The organism is Gaiella occulta, assembly GCF_003351045.1.
In the GTDB taxonomy this organism is placed as follows: domain Bacteria; phylum Actinomycetota; class Thermoleophilia; order Gaiellales; family Gaiellaceae; genus Gaiella; species Gaiella occulta.
On the sequence record NZ_QQZY01000002.1, the window covers coordinates 578,993 to 595,367 of the forward strand.

At 71.2% G+C, this 16,375-nt stretch carries 19 protein-coding genes; 11 read left to right on the forward strand and 8 right to left on the reverse strand.

The genetic code is table 11. The features are described 5' to 3' along the window. Nucleotides 1-11 precede the first annotated feature (11 nt). Both clpS and Gocc_RS06570 read left to right on the forward strand, forming a co-directional pair. Nucleotides 12-296: an ATP-dependent Clp protease adapter ClpS gene (gene clpS, locus Gocc_RS06565; RefSeq protein WP_422717983.1), complete on the forward strand. Its 285-nt coding sequence runs from the start codon at nucleotides 12-14 to the stop codon at nucleotides 294-296. Further along, nucleotides 296-766, forward strand: coding sequence for a DUF2017 family protein (locus tag Gocc_RS06570; protein ID WP_114795711.1), 471 nt, complete (start codon nucleotides 296-298; stop codon nucleotides 764-766). Before clpS ends, Gocc_RS06570 begins: the two co-directional genes overlap by 1 nt. Before the next feature lie 107 nt (nucleotides 767-873). Here Gocc_RS06570 and Gocc_RS06575 read toward each other — a convergent pair whose 3' ends face one another. Continuing rightward, nucleotides 874-1,104, reverse strand: coding sequence for an alcohol dehydrogenase catalytic domain-containing protein (locus Gocc_RS06575; RefSeq protein WP_114795712.1), 231 nt, complete (start codon nucleotides 1,102-1,104; stop codon nucleotides 874-876). Between the two features lie 330 nt (nucleotides 1,105-1,434). Here Gocc_RS06575 and Gocc_RS06585 point away from each other — a divergent pair, with 330 nt between their 5' ends. The 9 genes from Gocc_RS06585 to Gocc_RS06620 all read left to right on the forward strand — a co-directional run bounded on the left by Gocc_RS06585 (nucleotide 1,435) and on the right by Gocc_RS06620 (nucleotide 9,539). Next, complete coding sequence (locus tag Gocc_RS06585) at nucleotides 1,435-1,866, forward strand: ElyC/SanA/YdcF family protein (protein ID WP_114795714.1); 432 nt, start codon at nucleotides 1,435-1,437, stop codon at nucleotides 1,864-1,866. 202 nt (nucleotides 1,867-2,068) lie between these two features. Beyond that, nucleotides 2,069-2,869, forward strand: coding sequence for a FadR/GntR family transcriptional regulator (locus tag Gocc_RS06590; protein ID WP_114795715.1), 801 nt, complete (start codon nucleotides 2,069-2,071; stop codon nucleotides 2,867-2,869). Next, nucleotides 2,866-3,036 (forward strand): VOC family protein, encoded by a 171-nt coding sequence (locus Gocc_RS16070; RefSeq protein WP_181813432.1) that lies wholly within the window; start codon nucleotides 2,866-2,868, stop codon nucleotides 3,034-3,036. Before Gocc_RS06590 ends, Gocc_RS16070 begins: the two co-directional genes overlap by 4 nt. After that, on the forward strand, nucleotides 3,033-3,821 hold the full coding sequence (locus tag Gocc_RS06595; RefSeq protein WP_114795716.1) for an ABC transporter ATP-binding protein: 789 nt from the start codon (nucleotides 3,033-3,035) through the stop codon (nucleotides 3,819-3,821). The genes Gocc_RS16070 and Gocc_RS06595 overlap by 4 nt, the downstream gene beginning before the upstream one ends. Then, nucleotides 3,818-4,681 (forward strand): ABC transporter permease, encoded by an 864-nt coding sequence (locus tag Gocc_RS06600; protein ID WP_114795717.1) that lies wholly within the window; start codon nucleotides 3,818-3,820, stop codon nucleotides 4,679-4,681. The genes Gocc_RS06595 and Gocc_RS06600 overlap by 4 nt, the downstream gene beginning before the upstream one ends. 170 nt (nucleotides 4,682-4,851) lie before the next feature. After that, nucleotides 4,852-6,009 (forward strand): ABC transporter substrate-binding protein, encoded by a 1,158-nt coding sequence (locus Gocc_RS06605; protein WP_147281201.1) that lies wholly within the window; start codon nucleotides 4,852-4,854, stop codon nucleotides 6,007-6,009. Nucleotides 6,010-6,083: 74 nt separating this feature from the next. Beyond that, nucleotides 6,084-7,517: an amidohydrolase family protein gene (locus tag Gocc_RS06610; protein WP_114795719.1), complete on the forward strand. Its 1,434-nt coding sequence runs from the start codon at nucleotides 6,084-6,086 to the stop codon at nucleotides 7,515-7,517. A gap of 1 nt (nucleotide 7,518) precedes the next feature. Then, nucleotides 7,519-8,673: an amidohydrolase family protein gene (locus tag Gocc_RS06615; protein WP_114795720.1), complete on the forward strand. Its 1,155-nt coding sequence runs from the start codon at nucleotides 7,519-7,521 to the stop codon at nucleotides 8,671-8,673. After that, a complete protein-coding gene (locus tag Gocc_RS06620; RefSeq protein ID WP_114795721.1) occupies nucleotides 8,670-9,539 on the forward strand; it encodes a RibD family protein in 870 nt (289 codons plus the stop codon). Before Gocc_RS06615 ends, Gocc_RS06620 begins: the two co-directional genes overlap by 4 nt. A gap of 43 nt (nucleotides 9,540-9,582) precedes the next feature. Here Gocc_RS06620 and Gocc_RS06625 read toward each other — a convergent pair whose 3' ends face one another. Genes Gocc_RS06625 through Gocc_RS06655 form a run of 7 tightly spaced genes read right to left on the reverse strand, consistent with a single transcriptional unit; the run spans nucleotide 9,583 to nucleotide 16,375 of the window. After that, nucleotides 9,583-10,947, reverse strand: coding sequence for a dihydroorotase (locus Gocc_RS06625; RefSeq protein ID WP_114795722.1), 1,365 nt, complete (start codon nucleotides 10,945-10,947; stop codon nucleotides 9,583-9,585). Next, the gene (locus Gocc_RS06630; RefSeq protein ID WP_114795723.1) at nucleotides 10,937-11,833 is read right to left on the reverse strand and encodes a dipicolinate synthase subunit DpsA; all 897 of its coding nucleotides are present in this window, start codon (nucleotides 11,831-11,833) and stop codon (nucleotides 10,937-10,939) included. The genes Gocc_RS06625 and Gocc_RS06630 overlap by 11 nt, the downstream gene beginning before the upstream one ends. Continuing rightward, entirely contained in the window at nucleotides 11,830-12,921 is a 1,092-nt protein-coding gene (locus Gocc_RS06635) for an NAD/NADP octopine/nopaline dehydrogenase family protein (RefSeq protein ID WP_220150484.1), read from the reverse strand. The genes Gocc_RS06630 and Gocc_RS06635 overlap by 4 nt, the downstream gene beginning before the upstream one ends. Then, nucleotides 12,918-14,066 (reverse strand): mandelate racemase/muconate lactonizing enzyme family protein, encoded by a 1,149-nt coding sequence (locus Gocc_RS06640; RefSeq protein ID WP_220150485.1) that lies wholly within the window; start codon nucleotides 14,064-14,066, stop codon nucleotides 12,918-12,920. The genes Gocc_RS06635 and Gocc_RS06640 overlap by 4 nt, the downstream gene beginning before the upstream one ends. Nucleotides 14,067-14,076: 10 nt before the next feature. Continuing rightward, a complete protein-coding gene (locus Gocc_RS06645; RefSeq protein ID WP_114795724.1) occupies nucleotides 14,077-15,204 on the reverse strand; it encodes a M24 family metallopeptidase in 1,128 nt (375 codons plus the stop codon). After that, the gene (locus Gocc_RS06650) at nucleotides 15,201-16,184 is read right to left on the reverse strand and encodes an isochorismatase family protein (RefSeq protein WP_114795725.1); all 984 of its coding nucleotides are present in this window, start codon (nucleotides 16,182-16,184) and stop codon (nucleotides 15,201-15,203) included. The genes Gocc_RS06645 and Gocc_RS06650 overlap by 4 nt, the downstream gene beginning before the upstream one ends. After that, nucleotides 16,181-16,375: a 2-hydroxymuconate tautomerase gene (locus tag Gocc_RS06655; protein ID WP_114795726.1), complete on the reverse strand. Its 195-nt coding sequence runs from the start codon at nucleotides 16,373-16,375 to the stop codon at nucleotides 16,181-16,183. Before Gocc_RS06655 ends, Gocc_RS06650 begins: the two co-directional genes overlap by 4 nt.

Consider the following 16,375-nt stretch of genomic DNA (forward strand, 5'->3'; position numbering starts at 1 on the left):
TGAGCCCGACGATCGAGGCACCGGTCGAGGTCCGCCTGCCGGCGGGCGACGAGCAGCGGCACGACGACCGGCCGTGGGTCGTCATCGTCTGGAACGACCCGATCAACCTCATGAGCTACGTCACGTTCGTGCTGCGCAAGCTGTTCGGCTACTCCGAGGCCGAGGCGACGAAGCTGATGCTGCAGGTGCACAACGAGGGCAAGGCCGTGGTCTCGTCCGGCGAGCGGGAGAAGGCGGAGTTCGACGTGGCGCGCCTGCACGCGCACGGCCTCTGGGCGACGCTGCGACAGGACTGATGGCGCACCGACGCATCGAGCAGGACGGGAAGGGCGGCTACCGCCTGCGTCTCCCCGACGAGGAGCGGGAACTGCTCCGGTCACTGCCCGCGCAGCTCCGCGACGTGCTGCGCAGCGACGACCCGTGCCTGCGGCGGCTCTTCCCGCCCGCCTATGCCGACGACCGCGAGGCCGACGACGAGTACCGGCGGCTGATGCGCGACGAGCTCCTCGGCGGCAAGCTCGCCGCGCTGCGTGTCGTCGAGCAGACCGCCGGCGCCGATCACCTGTCGGCCGAGGAGCTCGAAGCCTGGCTCGGCGCCCTCGAGAGCCTGCGCCTCGTGCTCGGCACCCAGATCGACGTGACCGAGGAGACCTACGCCGACACGCTCGACCCGAGCGACCCGCAGGCGCCGGCGCTTGCGCTGTACGGCTACCTGAGCTGGCTGCAGGAGCAGGCGGTGGACGCGTTGTCGGCAGGACTGGGCTGACGAGAGTCGCCGGGTGGGCTACGGCTCCACGAGGACTCGGCCGGCTGACCCCGCGATGCTCGCCGGCACGGCGGCGTCGATCCCGTCCAGCGGGTAAGCGGGGCCGATCAGAGAGCCGAGCTCGAGCCGACGCCGGCGAGCGCCGCGCAGCCGAGCAGCGCCGCCTCCCGCAGCGGCACCGCGGCGCCCGTCGGCAGCGCCGCCTTCGAGGAGACGGCGACGCGCTCGCCCCTGACCTGGTGCAGGTCGGTGCCGCACACAGCGACGGCGGCCATGCGCACGACGACATCGTGCGGGCCGGGCTCCTCCAGGTCGGGCGCGACGACCTCGAGAGGCACGCCGACCGCCCGGAGTCGAGGTCTGCCTCCCCTCTCTCAATGTCGTTGCACCTGAACGAGGGCCGGCGCGCCTCCGTCACCGTCCCGTCGAGCGTCACCTTGCGGCGGATGTCCGCCGGCGTGTCGGAGAATATAGAGGACCTGCTCGGTGGGATGCCAGATCGTCCCCTCCGTGAAGGTGAGGCCGGTCGCGAGCCGCTCGACTGCGGAGCCTTCCTCGACGAGCTCGTCGATCGCATCCGACTTCGCGTCGATACCCGGCACTGCTGTCCCCTTTCGTGACGGAAGCGTGGGGTCGAAGCTACAACGGCGGCGCCGCCGTTTCCGTCGTTGATCGAGATTCGATCAACGACGGGCACTACCACGGCGATACCCTGCCGCGACGGCTCCGGCACGGTCCACCCGATCTGCGCCGCACGCCTCGAGGCTGCGGCGGCGATCGCAACGAGGGAGGACGTCGTGGTGCTCTCGGGTTGGGCACGAGCGCCCGATGCCACGTCGGAGGCGGAGCCGATGGCTGCGGCGTGGAACGGCGCGGCGGCCGAGCCCGCCGTCGACCCCGACGTGCGCACGGCGGCTGAGAACGCGGTCGACGCCCTCGACGACGTCCTCCAAGCGAGGACGCGCGAGATCGTCGTCGTCACGTCGGCCTGGCATGCCGAGGCGCGCGAGGGTGGCGCTCCGCCGGCTCGTGCCCGACACCGGGATTCGCGTGCGCTCCGCATCGCCGACCGGGTGGTCGGCTCGCGCGGCGCTCCGTGAGCTCGCGCGTGGCCGCTGCTCCCGTTCCAGCTCCGGCGCGCCCACCGCGACGGCTCCTCGACCTGGGCCCGGACTTCGCGCCCGGCGAGTGACCTGGGCGCCATGACGCCGGGGAGCAAAGGGAGCGGAGGCTGGGCTTGCCACAGTTCGGTCACACAGATAGGATGACTAACCACAATGGGATGGCCGTGCTGGATAGGGCATGCCGCCTTCTAGGCGTGCCACGGACGCGACCTCGCGGCCGAGCCCGCTGCGGGCGATCAAGCGGACACAGCGCAGCGAAGAGATCCGCCGCCAGATCGAAGCGGCGATAACGAGCGGGGAGTTCGCGCCCGGCGAGCGCCTTCCGTCCGAGCGCGAGCTCGTCGAGACGTTCGGCGTCAGCAGGGTGAGCGTGCGGGAGGCGATCCGCTCGCTCGAGGCCCTCGGCTTCGTGCGCGTCTACCAGGGCCGAGGCGCGTTTGTGACCGATCGCCGCTCCGGGCTCGGCGAGCCGCTCGCCCGCTGGCTCGACCTGCACCGCAACGAGGTGCTGGAGTTGCTCGGCGTCCGTGGCGCGCTCGACGAGTACGCAGCACAGCTCGCGGTCGAGAACTTCGACACGGCCAGGGTGGCGCGCATCGTGGCCGCGCATGAGGCGTTCTCGGCGGCAGTCGAGGCCGAGGCACCGGCCACGGAGATCGTGCCGCTGGACATCGACTTCCATGTCGCGATCGCCGACGCCAGCGGCAACCGCCTCCTCTACGACCTCCTCTCGGACCTGCACTCCTACCTCGCCGAGTCGCGCTACCTCGCGCTCGTTCCCACGGGCCGGCCGCGCCAGTCCATGACCGAGCACGCGCTGATCGTCGAGGCAATCCAGGCGCACGACGCCCCCATGGCCCGTCTCGCCACGAGTCGCCACATCGCCCGCGTGCGCGAGATCGTGGCGGCCGGGATCGGCCGCGAGCGCAAGAGCCGGCAGCCGGCCTCGGGCTGGAGCGGCGGGGCAGGGCGGGCATGACCGAGCTCCGCGTACTCGTCGGAACGGCCGACTTCGAACGCTCGAACGACTTCTACGCCGACCTGCTGAGGCTCGCCGTGGCGGAGCGCTCGGATGCCCCGGACGGCCGCAGAGTGCTCTTCCGGGCCGCGAGCGGCGGCGTGTCACGGCTGCCCGAGGAGCGATGACGAGCACCAGATTCTCCCCCGCCCCGGCTGCAGCCGGGGCGCTCGCGATCGATGCCGAGGTGATCGTGTTCCGCGATGCCGGCAAGGTCTTCCCGGACGGTACCGAGGCAGTGCGCGACGTCTCCTTCACACTCCGCCGCGGCGACTTCCTCTCCGTCGTCGGCCCTTCCGGCTGCGGCAAGTCGACGCTCCTGCGCATGGCCTCGGGGCTCGGCCCCCACACCTCAGGAGAAGTTGTCTGCCGCACCACGAACGTGGGCTACGTCTTCCAGGACGCGACGCTGCTGCCGTGGCGGACGGTGCAGAAGAACGTCGAGCTGCTCGCCGAGCTCGAGGGCGCGCCGGGGAAGGAGCGCCGGCGCCTCGCCCACGCGGCGATCAGCCTGGTCGGGCTCGAGGGGTTCGAGAACCACTACCCGAAGGCGCTCTCGGGCGGGATGCGAATGCGGACGTCGGTGGCGAGAGCGCTCACCATGAAGCCCCCGCTCTTCCTCCTCGACGAGCCGTTCGGGGCGCTCGACGAGATCACGCGCGGCACCCTCAACGAGGAGCTGATGCGGCTCTTCATCTCCGAGCAGTTCGGCGCCATCTTCATCACCCACTCGATCAGCGAGGCGATCTACCTCTCGACCCGCGTGCTCGTGATGAGCGCCCGGCCGGGGCGCATCGTCGCCGACTTCGACGTGCCGTTCCCGTATCCCCGCTCCCCGGATCTCCGCTTCGATCCCGTCTTCGCGAGCCTCGCCGGCGAGGTCTCGCATGCACTGCGGCTGGGACACGAATGACGAGCGTCAGCGAGCAGCCGTCGCCGACCGCCGGTGCGACCAGGACGACCGTTGCGATCCGGCGGCGCTCCCGCGCCCGCGAGATCGTGTGGGCGCTCGTGCCGCCGGTCGTCTTCTTCGCGGCCTTCGTCGGCTTCCTCTACCTCGTCTCGTACGTGATCCTCTCGCCCGGGCGACGGTTCCTGCTCCCACCCCCGCACACGATCGTCGAGAACGGGCTGCTCGACGGACGAAACCTGCGCGACCAGCTCGACGCCCTCTGGGACACGACGCAGGTCTCCATGGCCGGGCTCGGGATCGCCTTCGTGATCGGGACGCTCCTGGCGATCATGATGAGCCAGGCAAAATGGATCGAGCGCTCGCTCTATCCGTACGCGGTGATCGTGCAGGTGACGCCGATCATCGCGATCGTGCCGCTGATCGCGATCTGGTTCGGCTACGACTTCCAGGCGCGCGTCGTCGTCTGCGTGCTGATCTCGATCTTCCCGATCATCACCAACACGCTCTGGGGGCTGCTGACGGTCGAGAGCAACCTGCACGACCTCTTCACCCTGCATGGCACCGGGCGGCTGAAGCGGTTGCTGAAGCTCCAGCTCCCCCATGCCGTACCGTCGATCTTCGTCGGGCTGCGTATCTCGGCAGGCCTGTCGGTGATAGGGGCGATCGTGGCCGAGTTCTTCTTCCGGCAGGGCACGCCGGGACTCGGGCGACTGCTCGACCTCTACCGCGCCCGGCTGCAGACGGACCTGCTGATGAGCACGCTGCTCGTCGCCTGCGGGCTTGGGATCGCGGTTTTCGTCGTCGTCGGATTCATCGGCAACAGGCTCACGAAGAGCTGGTTTGAGGCTTCCAACCGCTGAGGGCACGCTTGACTTCTAACCCATCAGGTATCAACATGTCAGACCAGTCAGCGTTTCCGGTGGAGCGCCTGCGCGGGACTGGCTCTCGCGGCCGTCGGGCGTCCCAATCAGGAGCAGTGTCCACCATTACACCTCTCTGACGGCGCGAGGAGGGGGAGGAAAGGAGCGAGATGAGGAAGGGAAGACTTGGGGCAATAGGCCTCGGCACCGGGCTCGTGCTCGCCGCCGTGCTCGCGGTCGGCTTCGGGATCGCTCAGGCCGCGTCCGGGAGCGCGAAGGCGACCAGTCCCCTGCAGAAGGCCTGCGGCGGCAAGATCGTGGTGCAGACCGACTGGTTCCCGGAGCCCGAGCACGGCGCGCTGTACCAGCTCGCCGGCACGAACGGCACGCTCGATGCGAAGAGGGGTCGCTACACGGGCCAGATCGGCAAGACGGGCGTGCAGCTCGAGATCCGCTCGGGCGGGCCGTTCACCGGCTTCCAGCAGCCGATCTCGCAGCTATACCAGGATTCGAGCATCACCATCGGCTACGTCACGACCGACGAGGCGGTGCAGCTCTCGAAGAAGCTGCCGACGGTGGCGATCGTGGCGCCGCTCGAGTTCAGCCCCCAGATCCTGATGTGGAACCCGCAGAAGTTGAGCATCAGCCGGTTCCAGGACATCGCCAACTCCGGCGCCAAGGTGCTCGTGTTCGAGGGCGGCGTCTGGGTCGACTACCTGGTCAGCCGCGGCTGGGTGAACAAGAACCAGGTCGACACGTCCTACGACGGCTCTCCCACCCGCTTCGTCGCAAGCGACGGCGCGATCGTCCAGCAGGGGTTCGCGACGAGCGAGCCGTACCAGTATCTGCACGACATCAAGCAGTGGGGCAAGCCGGTCAAGTACCTGATGATCAAGAACTCCGGCTACGTCCCGTACCCGCAGGCCCTCGCGGCCAAGCCCGACGTCGTGAAGTCGAAGCGCGCCTGCTTCAAGCTGCTCGTGCCGCTGGTCCAGAAGGCGCAGGTCGACTTCCTGGCCAAGCCTGCCGCGGTGAACGACAAGCTCGTCCAGATCGTCGACGACATGAAGACGTTCTGGGTGCTGACGAAGGCCGGCAACGCCTGGAACGCGGACCAGCAGCGCAAGCTCGGCCTCGTCCAGAACGGGCCCAACTGCACGCTCGGCGACTTCAACATGAAGCGCACGCAGCAGCTGATCAACCTGCTCAAGCCGATCTACACAGCCAAGGGGCTCGACACGTTCGACCCGAACCTGAAGGCCGCGCAGATCGTCACGAACGAGTTCATCAACCCGAAGATCGGGCTGAAGTCGAAGAGATGCACGTGAGGCGCTCCGCACGTCACTAACGAGGAGGGTGGGCCCGAGCCGAGACGGGGCCGCGGGCCCGCCCTTCCACTCGAATGGCAACAACGCTCATCCGCAACCTGGAGTTCGCACTCACGGTCGATGCGCTCGACCGCGAGTTCCGGGACGCGGCAATCGTCGTCGACGGGGAGCGGATCGTAGCGCTCGGTCCGTCGGCCGAGGTCGAGGCGACCCACCCGCCGGAGAGCGTCGACGCGGTCGTCGATGGACGCCGGCGCGGCGTCGTCCCGGGGTTCGTGGACGCGCACGTGCACCTCTCCGAGACGCTCTCGCGCGCGGTCTTCCCCGACAACCTCGGAACGCGGGCCTGGGTGTTCCACTGGGCCAAGCCGTTCTACGCGCACGTCGGGCCGGAGGACGAGCACGTGTCCGTGCAGCTCGGCGTGGCGGAGATGCTGCGCAGCGGCACGACGTGCTTCCTCGACATGGGCTCCCAGCATGACGCCGGCATCACCGCGCGGGCGGCAGCCGAGGTGGGCATCCGTGGCGTCGTCGGCCGGCACGCCGCCGATGTCGCGCCCGATGTCCTCCCAGCCGGCTGGACGGACGAGATGGTCGAGCACCACTTCTTCCCGAACGCGGACGTCGCGCTCGATGTCCTCGAGCAGCAGGTGCGCGACTGGAACGGCTACGCGGACGGCCGCATCCGCTGCTGGGTGAACATCGAGGGCAAGGAGCCCTGCAGCCCGGAGCTGCACGTTGGCGCACGCGCTCTCTCCGAGCAGCTCGGCGTCGGCACGACGTACCACCTCGCCTCCTCGATCGAGGAGGCGCGCGTGTCGGAGCGCCGGCACGGCCGCTGGCCGGTGACGCGCATCGCCGAGCTCGACGGGCTCGGGCCGAACCTCGTGATCGCGCACGGCGTCGCCGTCAAGGACGAGGAGATCCCGCTGCTCGCCCGGCACGACACGAAGATCGCCTTCTGCCCGTCGACCTCGCTCAAGCTCGCGAAGGGCGCCACCGCGATCGGCAGGTACCCTGAGATGCGCGACGCGGGCGTCACGGTCGGGCTCGGCACGGACGGCGTCGCGGCGGCGGGGAACCTCAACCTGATGCGGCAGCTCTACCTGGCGGCCGGGCTGTTCAAGGACGCGCGCTTGGACGAGAGCCAGATCGGCGCCCGCGAGGCGCTGCGTATGGCGACGATCGACGGCGCTCGCGCCCTCGGCTGGGACGACGAGATCGGCTCGCTCGAGGCCGGCAAGCGCGCCGACTTCGTCCTCTTCGACCTCGACCACCACGAGTGGACGCCCTACGACGACCCGCTGCAGGCGCTCGTCTGGTCGGTCAGCGCGGCGAGCGTGGCGGAGACGTGGGTGGACGGCCAGCCGCTCTACCGGGACGGGCGCATCCTCACCCTCGACGAGCCCGAGTTGCGCACCGAGGCGCGCGGGCGGGGCGCGGAGATCGTCCGCCGGGCGGGGCTCGACCGCTCCTCCACCCCGGTCACGACGACGCTCTACGACTGACGTGGACGAGGTAGGCCCGGTTGCGCTCGCGGGCGCGGAAGGCGCGTTCACCCTCGGGCTCGAGGACGGGCGGATCGCGTCCGTCACGCCGGCGGTCGGCGCGCCGCTGCGCCTCGCCCTACCCGCGCTCGCCGACCTACATGTGCACGCCGACCGCGCCTTCGCGCGCGGCCCGCGGCCACCCCGCTCGCTCGCCGACGCAGTCGAGCTCGTGCGCGAGATCAAGCTGGCCTCGAGCGAGGACGACGTCCGTGAGCGGGCCACGCGTCTGTTCGCACGGGCGCTCGCGCATGGGACCCTGCGCATGCGCACGCACGTCGACATCGACAAGCTGATCGGCGAGCGCGGACTCGGCGGCGTCCTGGCGGCGCGGGAGGCGGTCGCAGGGAGGATCGACGTCGAGATCGTCGCCTTCGCAACGAAGTTCGCCGATCCGACGACCCCAGACGGCGAGGCGCGGCTGCGCGCGGCGGTCGGCGCCGGCGCCGACCTGCTCGGCGGCGTCCCTGCCTTGCACGCCGATCCGGTCGCGTCCGTCGAGCGCGTGCTCGACCTCGCCGCCGAGCTCGGGCTCGCCGCCGATCTCCACGTCGACGAGGCGTCCACGCCTGAGCCCTTCGTGCTCGAAGCGCTCGCGGACGCAACGCTCGCCCGAGGCCTCGAGGGCCGCGTCACGGCGAGCCACACCTGCGCCCTCGCGGCGGTCGACGACGCGACCGCACGCCGCACGATCGCGAAGCTGGCCGAGGCTCGGATCACCGTGATCGCGCTGCCGGCGCTCAACCTCTTCCTGCAGGGTCGCGGGGACGCGACCCCGCGCGTGCGCGGGCTCACGCTTGTGCGCGAGCTCGCCGCCGCGGGCGTCGAGGTACGCTTCGCGAGCGACAACGTCCGCGACGTCTTCTACCCGTACGGCGACGCCGACCCGCTCGAGGCCGCCTGGCTCGCCGCGCTCTCGGCCCACGTGGACGACGAGGACGTCCTCCTTGCCGGGGTGTGCGGTGGCCGCACGCGACTCCGGGCCGGTGACGCGGCCGACGTCGTGCTGCTCGACGCGCCGTCGTTCCAAGATGCCCTCTCGATCAGGCCCGCCGGGCGGACGGTGCTCCGCGCGGGCGCGATCGAGTCGGGGCCCGGCCAGGGAGGTCACCCATGAGCATCACCCCCGCCGTCCGCCCTGGGTGGTTCGAGCTCTTGCTCGAGGACGAGACCGATGACGGCGCCGGCCTGCCTGCCGGCTTCGCCGCCGTGTACGGCGGCGACTGGCGCCTGCCGCCCGGCGGCGAGCAGCCCTACCTCTACGTCAACTTCTGCACCGCCCGCGACGGACGCGTCTCCTTCGCCGACCCGGGGCACCTGAGCGGGGCCGACGTCTCCGGCTTCGACGAGCGCGACCGCTGGCTAATGGGTCTGCTGCGTGCGCGCGCCGACTGCGTGCTGATGGGCGACGGGACGCTGCACTCGGAGCCCGACCACCTGTGGACGGCCGAGTTCATCTTTCCCCCGGAGGCGGCTGCGTTCGCCGCGCTCCGCGCCGCCGAGCGGCGACGGCCCGTGCCGCTACAGGTGTTCGTCTCGCTGACGGGGCAGCTGCGCTGGGATGCGGCCGTCTTCGGCGAGGCCAAGAGCGAGGTCGTCATCGCGACCACGACGGTGGGCGTGCGCAACGTGGCCGAGCGTCCCGCTACGACCGCACAGGTCGAGGCGCTCGTCCTCGGCGAGCAGGAGGTCAACTTCGGCCGGCTCGCGCGCACGCTCGCCGAGCGGTACGGCGTCGCGACGCTTCTCTGCGAGGGCGGGCCGCGCGTATACGGCTCCGTGCTGCGGTCAGGGCTCGCCTGCGACGAGTTCCTCACGCTCTCACCCTTGGTGCTCGGCGACTCCGACGAGGGCCCGTACCGGCCGAGCCTCGTCGAGGGAGCCCGCTTCCGGCCGGGAGCGGCGCCGCAGTCGAGACTGCTCAGCATCCGCCGTGCCGGCGACTACCTGTACCTGCGCTCCCGGTACGCCGCGCGGAGCTAGTCAGGCGGCGCAGGTCAGGCCGTCGTGACCGGCAGCGACGACGTCATGCGCCGTACGGCGAGCGGTCGGGCCGCGTCACGCAGCGACCGCGACCCGACGCGTCCGGGTCGACCTTGCCTTCCTCGAACACGACCCGCCCGCGCGCAACGGTCAGCACGGGCCAGCCGCGCAGCCGCATGCCCTCGTAGATGCACGTGCCCTTGCCGTCGTGGACGACCTCCCGCTCCTCATCGAGGTCGACGAGGACGAGGTCGGCGTCGGCGCCGACGGTGAGCGACCCCTTGCGCGGGTAGAGCCCGAAGCGGCGCGCCGGCGTGTAGCTGTTCATCTCCACGAGCCGAGAGAGCGGCAGCCCGCGGTTGTGCACCCCCTCGTTCAGCAGTAGCGGCAGCTCCCACGGGAACGAGACGATCCCGGGCTTCTCCTTCCAGAGGTCATTGCCCTCCTTGGGGAAGAAGGGGACGTGGTCGGAGCCGAGGCTGCGCACCGTGCCGGCGAAGATGCCGCGCCAGAGCCCTTCGATCTCGTCGCGGTCGCGCAGCGGCGGCGAGATCTTCGCGCGCATGTCGAGGTCCGGGTCGTAGCAGCTGCGCGTCAGGTAGTGAGGGCAGGTCTCGATCGTGACGTCGACGCCGCGCGCCCGCGCGGCCTCCGCCACCACGGGCCCCTGCCCGACGGTGGTGTGGACAACGTAGAGTGGGCATCCCGTCAGCTCGGCGAGGAAGATCATGCGCTGGATCGTCTCCACCTCGCAGAACGCGGGCCGGGACTCGGTGAAGGCACCGAGGTCCTGGCGGCCCGTGGCGATCAGCTCCTGCTTCAGCCACGTGGCGATGCCGGTGTTCTCGCAGTGGACGGAGACGACGCCACCCGGGATCTGCGCCGCGGTGCGCATCGTCGCGTACACCCAGCCGTCGGTGGCCGGGACGATCCCGATCGGGTTCTCGGCCTCGTAGCCGAAGTAGAGCTTGAACGAGCGCACCCCCGTCTCGGCCACGATCCGCTCGATCTCGTGAACATGCTCCTCGCGCTGGATGCCGAAGTGGAAGCCGAAGTCGACGTGCACGTTCTCCTCGCCGACGGCCGATCGCTCCCTATAGAACGGGATGTAGGACGGCTCCTTCGTACGGATGTAGAGGAGGATCGTCGTGATGCCGCCGCGCGCCGCCTGCGCCGTCTCGGTGCGCATGTCCTCGTCGTAGGGGTAGTTGACGCCGAGGTGGCAGTGCGGGTCGATCACGCCCGGCATGAGCACGCGGCCGTCGGCGTCGATCTCGCGCGTCCCGGCCGGGAGCGCGTCGCTCGCGCCGAGGGCGACGATCTGCTCTCCGCGCACGGCCACGCCCCCGAACGTCTCGCCCGTGTGGGTGACGATACGGGCGTTGCGAATCACCAGGTCAGCTTCCACGTCGATCCTCCTCGATCGAGTCGATGATCCTCCGGATACCCGTCCACTGGCTCGCTCCGACGGTGACGGGCGCGCGGCGCCCGAGACCCCGCGCCCAGACCGCCTCGAGCCCGAGCTCTCGCGCGGCGTCGAGGTCGACCCCTCCCGGTGGCGCGGCCAGGTCGATGACGAGGGCACCGCGCGGCAGCAGCTCGAGCAGCGCACGGTCGACGACCCGTGTCGGCACGGTGGAGAAGAGCATGGCGAGCGCCGGCGCGAGCCCGGCGAGCCCCTCGAACGGCACCGCGTCGGCGCCGGCGGCGAGCGCGGCGGCTCGCTGCACGGGATCGCGCGCGACGACGGTGACGCGGGCGCCGAGCAGCACGAGCGTCCGCGCGAGGAGCGCCCCGATCGTGCCGTGCCCCACGACCGCCACGCGGGAGCCGTGCAGCGTCACCCGCGTGTGTGCGATCGCGGCGGCGAGGACGCCCTCGACGATGGCGGGACCGCGCAGAAGCATCAGCTCCTTGTCGTGCTCGTACTCGTGCAGCGTCAGGCCGACCTCGGCCGCCGCCTGGCGCAGCCCGTCGTCCGCGGTGCCGAGGATGACGTGGGCGCCGGGGGCGAGCTCGCGAAGCAGCCCGGCGGCCGGGACGATCGGGGCCGGGGCCGCAGGGGCGAACAGCGACCCGTCGGCGGCGATGCCGGGGATCGGGAAGAGCGCGTAGTGCGCTCCGCACATCGCCTCTGCCGCGGTCGCCGCGAGCGTGACACCCTCGATCCCGTTGTCGGGCCAAGGGAAACCGTATGCCGAGACCTGCGCGCCGCCGGCGGCGGCGAGCCGCGCGATCTCCTGCTCGCGCTCGTCGCCCGCGACGACGGCGATCCGGATCCCGGCGAGACTCACGCCGTCGCCCGCACGAGCTCCAGCAGGCTGTCGCGGTCGAGCCCGGAGATGCCGAGCCGCTCCGCCGTCAGCCCCGTCGAGCGCAGGTCCTCACCACGCAGCGCCGACGCGACCTCGACGAGCGCCGTGACGTACGGCGTCTCCACGCCGCCGATCCTCGCCAGCTCGAGCATCGGCACGAGCCCGTAGCCGAAGTCCTCGCAGTAGTAGCGGTGGTCGAGCGAGTCCGGGGCTCGGATGAGGCGGTTAGCCTCGCCTCCGGCGATCGCGGTACGCACGTCGCCGCGCGCGACCGCGTCGGCGTCGTCGACGGTCCCGATCGCCAGCATCTCCTCGACGAGCGGCGGCAGCTCGTGCCCGAAAGCGGCCGCCACGGCGAGGCGCTCCCGGTCGAGGGTAGCGATCGACCTCGCGACCCCCGGCGTCATGGCGTCCACGTAGAAGCGGAACTCGCCGCCCGTCGCCTCCACCCAGGCAGCCGAGAGGATCGCGCCCGGGGTGTGCAGGACGAGGTTGACGTTCGCGAGGCTGGAGGCGATCACATCGCGGACCGGCGTCGCGGTGGGATAGAGCGTGTGCGCCAGGGCGAGAGCATCCTCGCCGCCGGGCAGGCAGGCCGCACGGACGCAGCCCGCGGCGCCCGTGATGCGCACCGAGCCCGGGTCGGGCTTGCGGGCGACGTACGTGAGCGTGGAGAACTCGACGAGCGGCGGCGGCACGGCGCCGCGCTCCCGGAAGACCGCCGCGACGTGCAGTGCCCCGCCCGTGTGGCCAGGGTTGAGCAGGATGGGGCACGAGACGGCGGCGTCGACGAGCGCGCCGGCGACCGCCTCGTGGGCGAGCGCGGGCAGGCAGACCATGGCGACGTCCGCGCCGGCGAGTGCCCCGGCGAGCGAGTCGGCAAACACCGCCGGCCCCGCGAAGCCCTCGCCCAGCACGCCCTCGTAGCGCACCCCGCCCGCCTCGCGGAACGGCGCAATCGTGGCGTGGCGGCCGTTCCACCAGCGCAGCTCGTGGCCGGCGAGCGTCAGCTCGACGACCGCGGCCGCGCCGCCGGCCCCCGCGCCGATGACGCAGACGACCGTCACACCGCGTAGCGGGCGAGCTTCTCGACGTCGACCTCGACGCCGAGGCCGGGGCCGTCGGGGACCATCACCTTGCCGTCCTCGAACCGGAACGGCGCAGCGACGACGTCGTCGAGGTAGTAGACGCCCGCGATCTCGGGGCCCGGCGCCCCAGCGGGCTTCGTCACGGGGCACACGCTCGGCAGGATCGCGAGCGGCATCGCCGCTCCGAGGTGGAGATTGGCGGCGTTGCCGATCCCCATCTCGATCGAGCCGCCGATGTCGTGGTACATGCCTAGCACGGCCGCGAACTCCGCCTGCTGGCGCGCGCGGTGGAGCCCCCCCGGCTTCGTCACGTAGCAGGAGAAGCACTCCGCGGCCCCGAGCTCGTGCAGCTCGAGGATGTCGTGCGCCGTCCAGGCCGACTCGTCCGCCATCACTGGCACGTCGATCCGCTCGGCGACACGCGCGAGCGCCTCGACGCCCGCGAGGGGCTGCTCGCATAGGAAGATGCCGTACTCCTCCTGCCGCTTCGTCGTCTCGACCGCCTCGGCCACTGTCCGGTAGCCCTCGTTACCGTCCACCCGGATCCGGACGGCGTCGCCGGCCGTCTCCCGTAGGCGACGCACGAGCTCGACGTCGCGCTCGGGGTCGAGGCCGGTCTTGCACTTGATCGTGCGTGCGCCCTCGGCAATCGCCTGCTCGGCCTCCGCGATGCAACGATCGATCTCCATGATCCCGAGGGAGTGGGCGACCTCGATCCCGTCGCGCAGCCGGCCGCCGAGCAGCGTCGAGACGGGCACGCCCTGCGCCTTGCCGGCGATGTCGTAACAGGCGATGTCGACCGCCGCCTTCGCATAGGGGTTGCCCTTCACCACCTTGTCCATGCGTGCGTGGACGATGGCGATCTCGGCCGGATCGACGCCCCGTATCGCGGGCACGAGGTACGCCTCGACCATGTGCTTCACAGTCTCGGGCGTCTCGCCGTAGAAGCGCCCGTGCGCGCCGCCCCACGTGGCGATCGCCGGGGACTCGCCCCAGCCCGACAGACCCTCGTCGGTATCGAGGCGGACGATCGCGTGATGCCCGATCGGCGTCTCCATCTTGCTCGCCCACGTGTGCTCGCGGCGCGACGGTAGCGCCACGAGGAAGACCTCACATCCCGTCACATGCACCGCTCTACCCCGCCATCCGCAGCAGCTCGCCCGCCTCGGAGAACGGCTCGTAGCCGTCCGCGGTGATCAGCACCTCGTCCTCGATCTGCACACCGAACCGCCCCTCGAGCAGCGTCAGCGGCTCGATGCAGAGCACCATCCCCTCCTGCAGCGGGATCTCCGTGAGCTCGTTCACGAACGGGTCCTCGTGCAGGGTGACCCCGAGCCCGTGCCCGACGAAGTGGTAGGGCGGAAGCCCCGCCTCGTCCATTGCCTCGCGGTAGATGCGGTACACGTCGGAGGTCAGCGCTCCCGGGCGCAGTGCGTCGAGGCAGCGCCGGTGGACGCCCATGAGCAGGTCGTACACGTGCTGCTGCTCGCTTGTCGGCTCGCCGACGACGGCGGTGCGCGCGACGTCGGAGTAGTAGCGGCCTTTCGTGCCGATGATGTCGAGCCGGATCACGTCGCCGCGCTCGAGCACGCGACTCGTCGGCGGCGCGTTCACCGCCGCCGACCGCGGCCCGGAGCCGACGACGAGCATCGTCAGCCCGTCGCCGCCTGCCTCGGCATAGCGCTCGGCGACGAAGTTCGCGATCTCGCGCTCGCTCGAGCCGGACCCGAAGCGCCCGCACACCTCCCTTGCGATGCGATCGGCAGCGCCGCCGATGTCCCTGATCGCCTCGATCTCGGCCGGCGTCTTCACCATGCGCAGCTCCTCGAACAGCTCGTCTGCCCGGACGAGCCGTGCGCCCGGCAGGGCGGCCGCGAGCTTGCCGTAGTCGGCGTGTGAGAGATGGGTCTCCTCGACGCCGATCGCCGCGCGCTCGACGCCGCGCTGTCGCAGCGAGTCGGCGAACACGAGCACCGGGTCCTCGACGAACTCCTCGTACAGCCGCAGCCCGTCGAGCCGGGACTGGGTGCGCACGACCGGCCCCTCGAGCGCGATCGCGACGAGCTCGCTGTCGCCGGCCCGCGGCACGATCGCCGCCGCGAGGCGCGAGCGCACCGTCCTCTGCGACGGGGGTGCCGCCCCCGACGCCCAAGCCACGTTCTCGGGCGACGTCGCCACGAGCGCGTCGAGGCCACGCTCGTCCATCGCCAGGCCCATCTTGCGGACGATCTCGTCGGCGATCCCGGTCAGCTGCTCCGTCATGCCGTCTCGTCTGCAAACACCTCGACCACGTTCCCGTCGGGGTCGGTGAGGTAGAGGGACAGGCCGTAGGCGCTCGGCTCGGGGCCGCGCACGATCTCGACGCCCCTGGCCGCAGCCCGCTCCGCCAGCGCGGCGATGCCGGAGCCGCGAAAGGCGAGATGCTCGAGCGGGCCCGCGCCCTCCGGCCGGCCGTTCGTGAGCCCGAGCCCCTCGTTGGTGGCGATCAGCGGGCGCCCGTCGCGGAAGGCCTCGCGCTTGCGAACGGTGAGCCCGAGAAGCCCGACGTAGAAGGCCTCGGCGGCGTCGAGATCCGTCACCTGCAGAAGCAGGTGACCCAGCCCGAGCGCGCGGGGAGCCGAAGCGCCGGCGAGCCAGTCGACGACCTCGTCGGAGCGCGCGAGCACGCCGAAGTACTGCCCCCACACCGCATGCGCGAGCGGCTCCCACTCGGGGCGCACGGCGGCGATGCAGTCGGTCACCGCGACCACGTCGTAGTCGCGCAGGTACGCCTCGCGCAGCGTCGTCTCGACGCAGGCGTTCGCGGTCACGCCGCAGACGAGCAACGCCTCGGTGCCGAGCATGCGCAGCATCGCCTCGAGGCGGGTCTCGTAGAAACAGCCGAAGCGGTGTTTCGTGAAGACGAGGCTCGGGTCGTCGGCGAGCGGCGCGAGCTCGTCGACGAGCTGCGCGTCCCAGGTGCCCGCGAGCGCCGACACCCGGGCGCGCTTGTGCGTGTGCGACGGAAGCCGCTTGCGGGCGCGTCCGGCGTCGGTCGCGAAGTGCACCTGCTGCGACCACAGCACCGGGACGCCGGCCGCCTTGCACGAGGAGACGAGACGGGAGACGATCGGAATCGCCGCGGTCGCGGGCGCGACGTTCACGCCGGAGATGCCGAGCGTGCCCTCGGGGTGGCAGAACGCGTTCTGCATGTCGATCACGAGCAGCGCCGTGCGCTGCGGGTCGAGGGCGGCGAGCGTCATGCGTCCTTCCGGTCGACGCCGAGCACCCCTGCGCGCGCCCAGTTCTCACGCGGGATCTCCTGCAGGATGACGTGCAGGCAGTCCGGCTTCGCATCGGCGTGCTCGACCATCGCTTCGGTGATCGCCTTCACGAGCGCCCGCTTCTGCTCCAGGGTACGTCCCTCCCAGAGCTGGACGGTGACGACCGGCAC

Bases quoted from the DNA above. Each gene is read 5' to 3' on its own strand.
- Gocc_RS06570 (WP_114795711.1), top strand. From the start codon at position 296: ATGGCGCACCGACGCATCGAGCAGGACGGGAAGGGCGGCTACCGCCTG.
- Gocc_RS06590 (WP_114795715.1), top strand. From the start codon at position 2,069: ATGCCGCCTTCTAGGCGTGCCACGGACGCGACCTCGCGGCCGAGCCCG.
- Gocc_RS16070 (WP_181813432.1), top strand. From the start codon at position 2,866: ATGACCGAGCTCCGCGTACTCGTCGGAACGGCCGACTTCGAACGCTCG.
- Gocc_RS06595 (WP_114795716.1), top strand. From the start codon at position 3,033: ATGACGAGCACCAGATTCTCCCCCGCCCCGGCTGCAGCCGGGGCGCTC.
- Gocc_RS06600 (WP_114795717.1), top strand. From the start codon at position 3,818: ATGACGAGCGTCAGCGAGCAGCCGTCGCCGACCGCCGGTGCGACCAGG.
- Gocc_RS06605 (WP_147281201.1), top strand. From the start codon at position 4,852: ATGAGGAAGGGAAGACTTGGGGCAATAGGCCTCGGCACCGGGCTCGTG.
- Gocc_RS06610 (WP_114795719.1), top strand. From the start codon at position 6,084: ATGGCAACAACGCTCATCCGCAACCTGGAGTTCGCACTCACGGTCGAT.
- Gocc_RS06620 (WP_114795721.1), top strand. From the start codon at position 8,670: ATGAGCATCACCCCCGCCGTCCGCCCTGGGTGGTTCGAGCTCTTGCTC.
- Gocc_RS06645 (WP_114795724.1), bottom strand. From the start codon at position 15,204: ATGACGGAGCAGCTGACCGGGATCGCCGACGAGATCGTCCGCAAGATG.
- Gocc_RS06650 (WP_114795725.1), bottom strand. From the start codon at position 16,184: ATGACGCTCGCCGCCCTCGACCCGCAGCGCACGGCGCTGCTCGTGATC.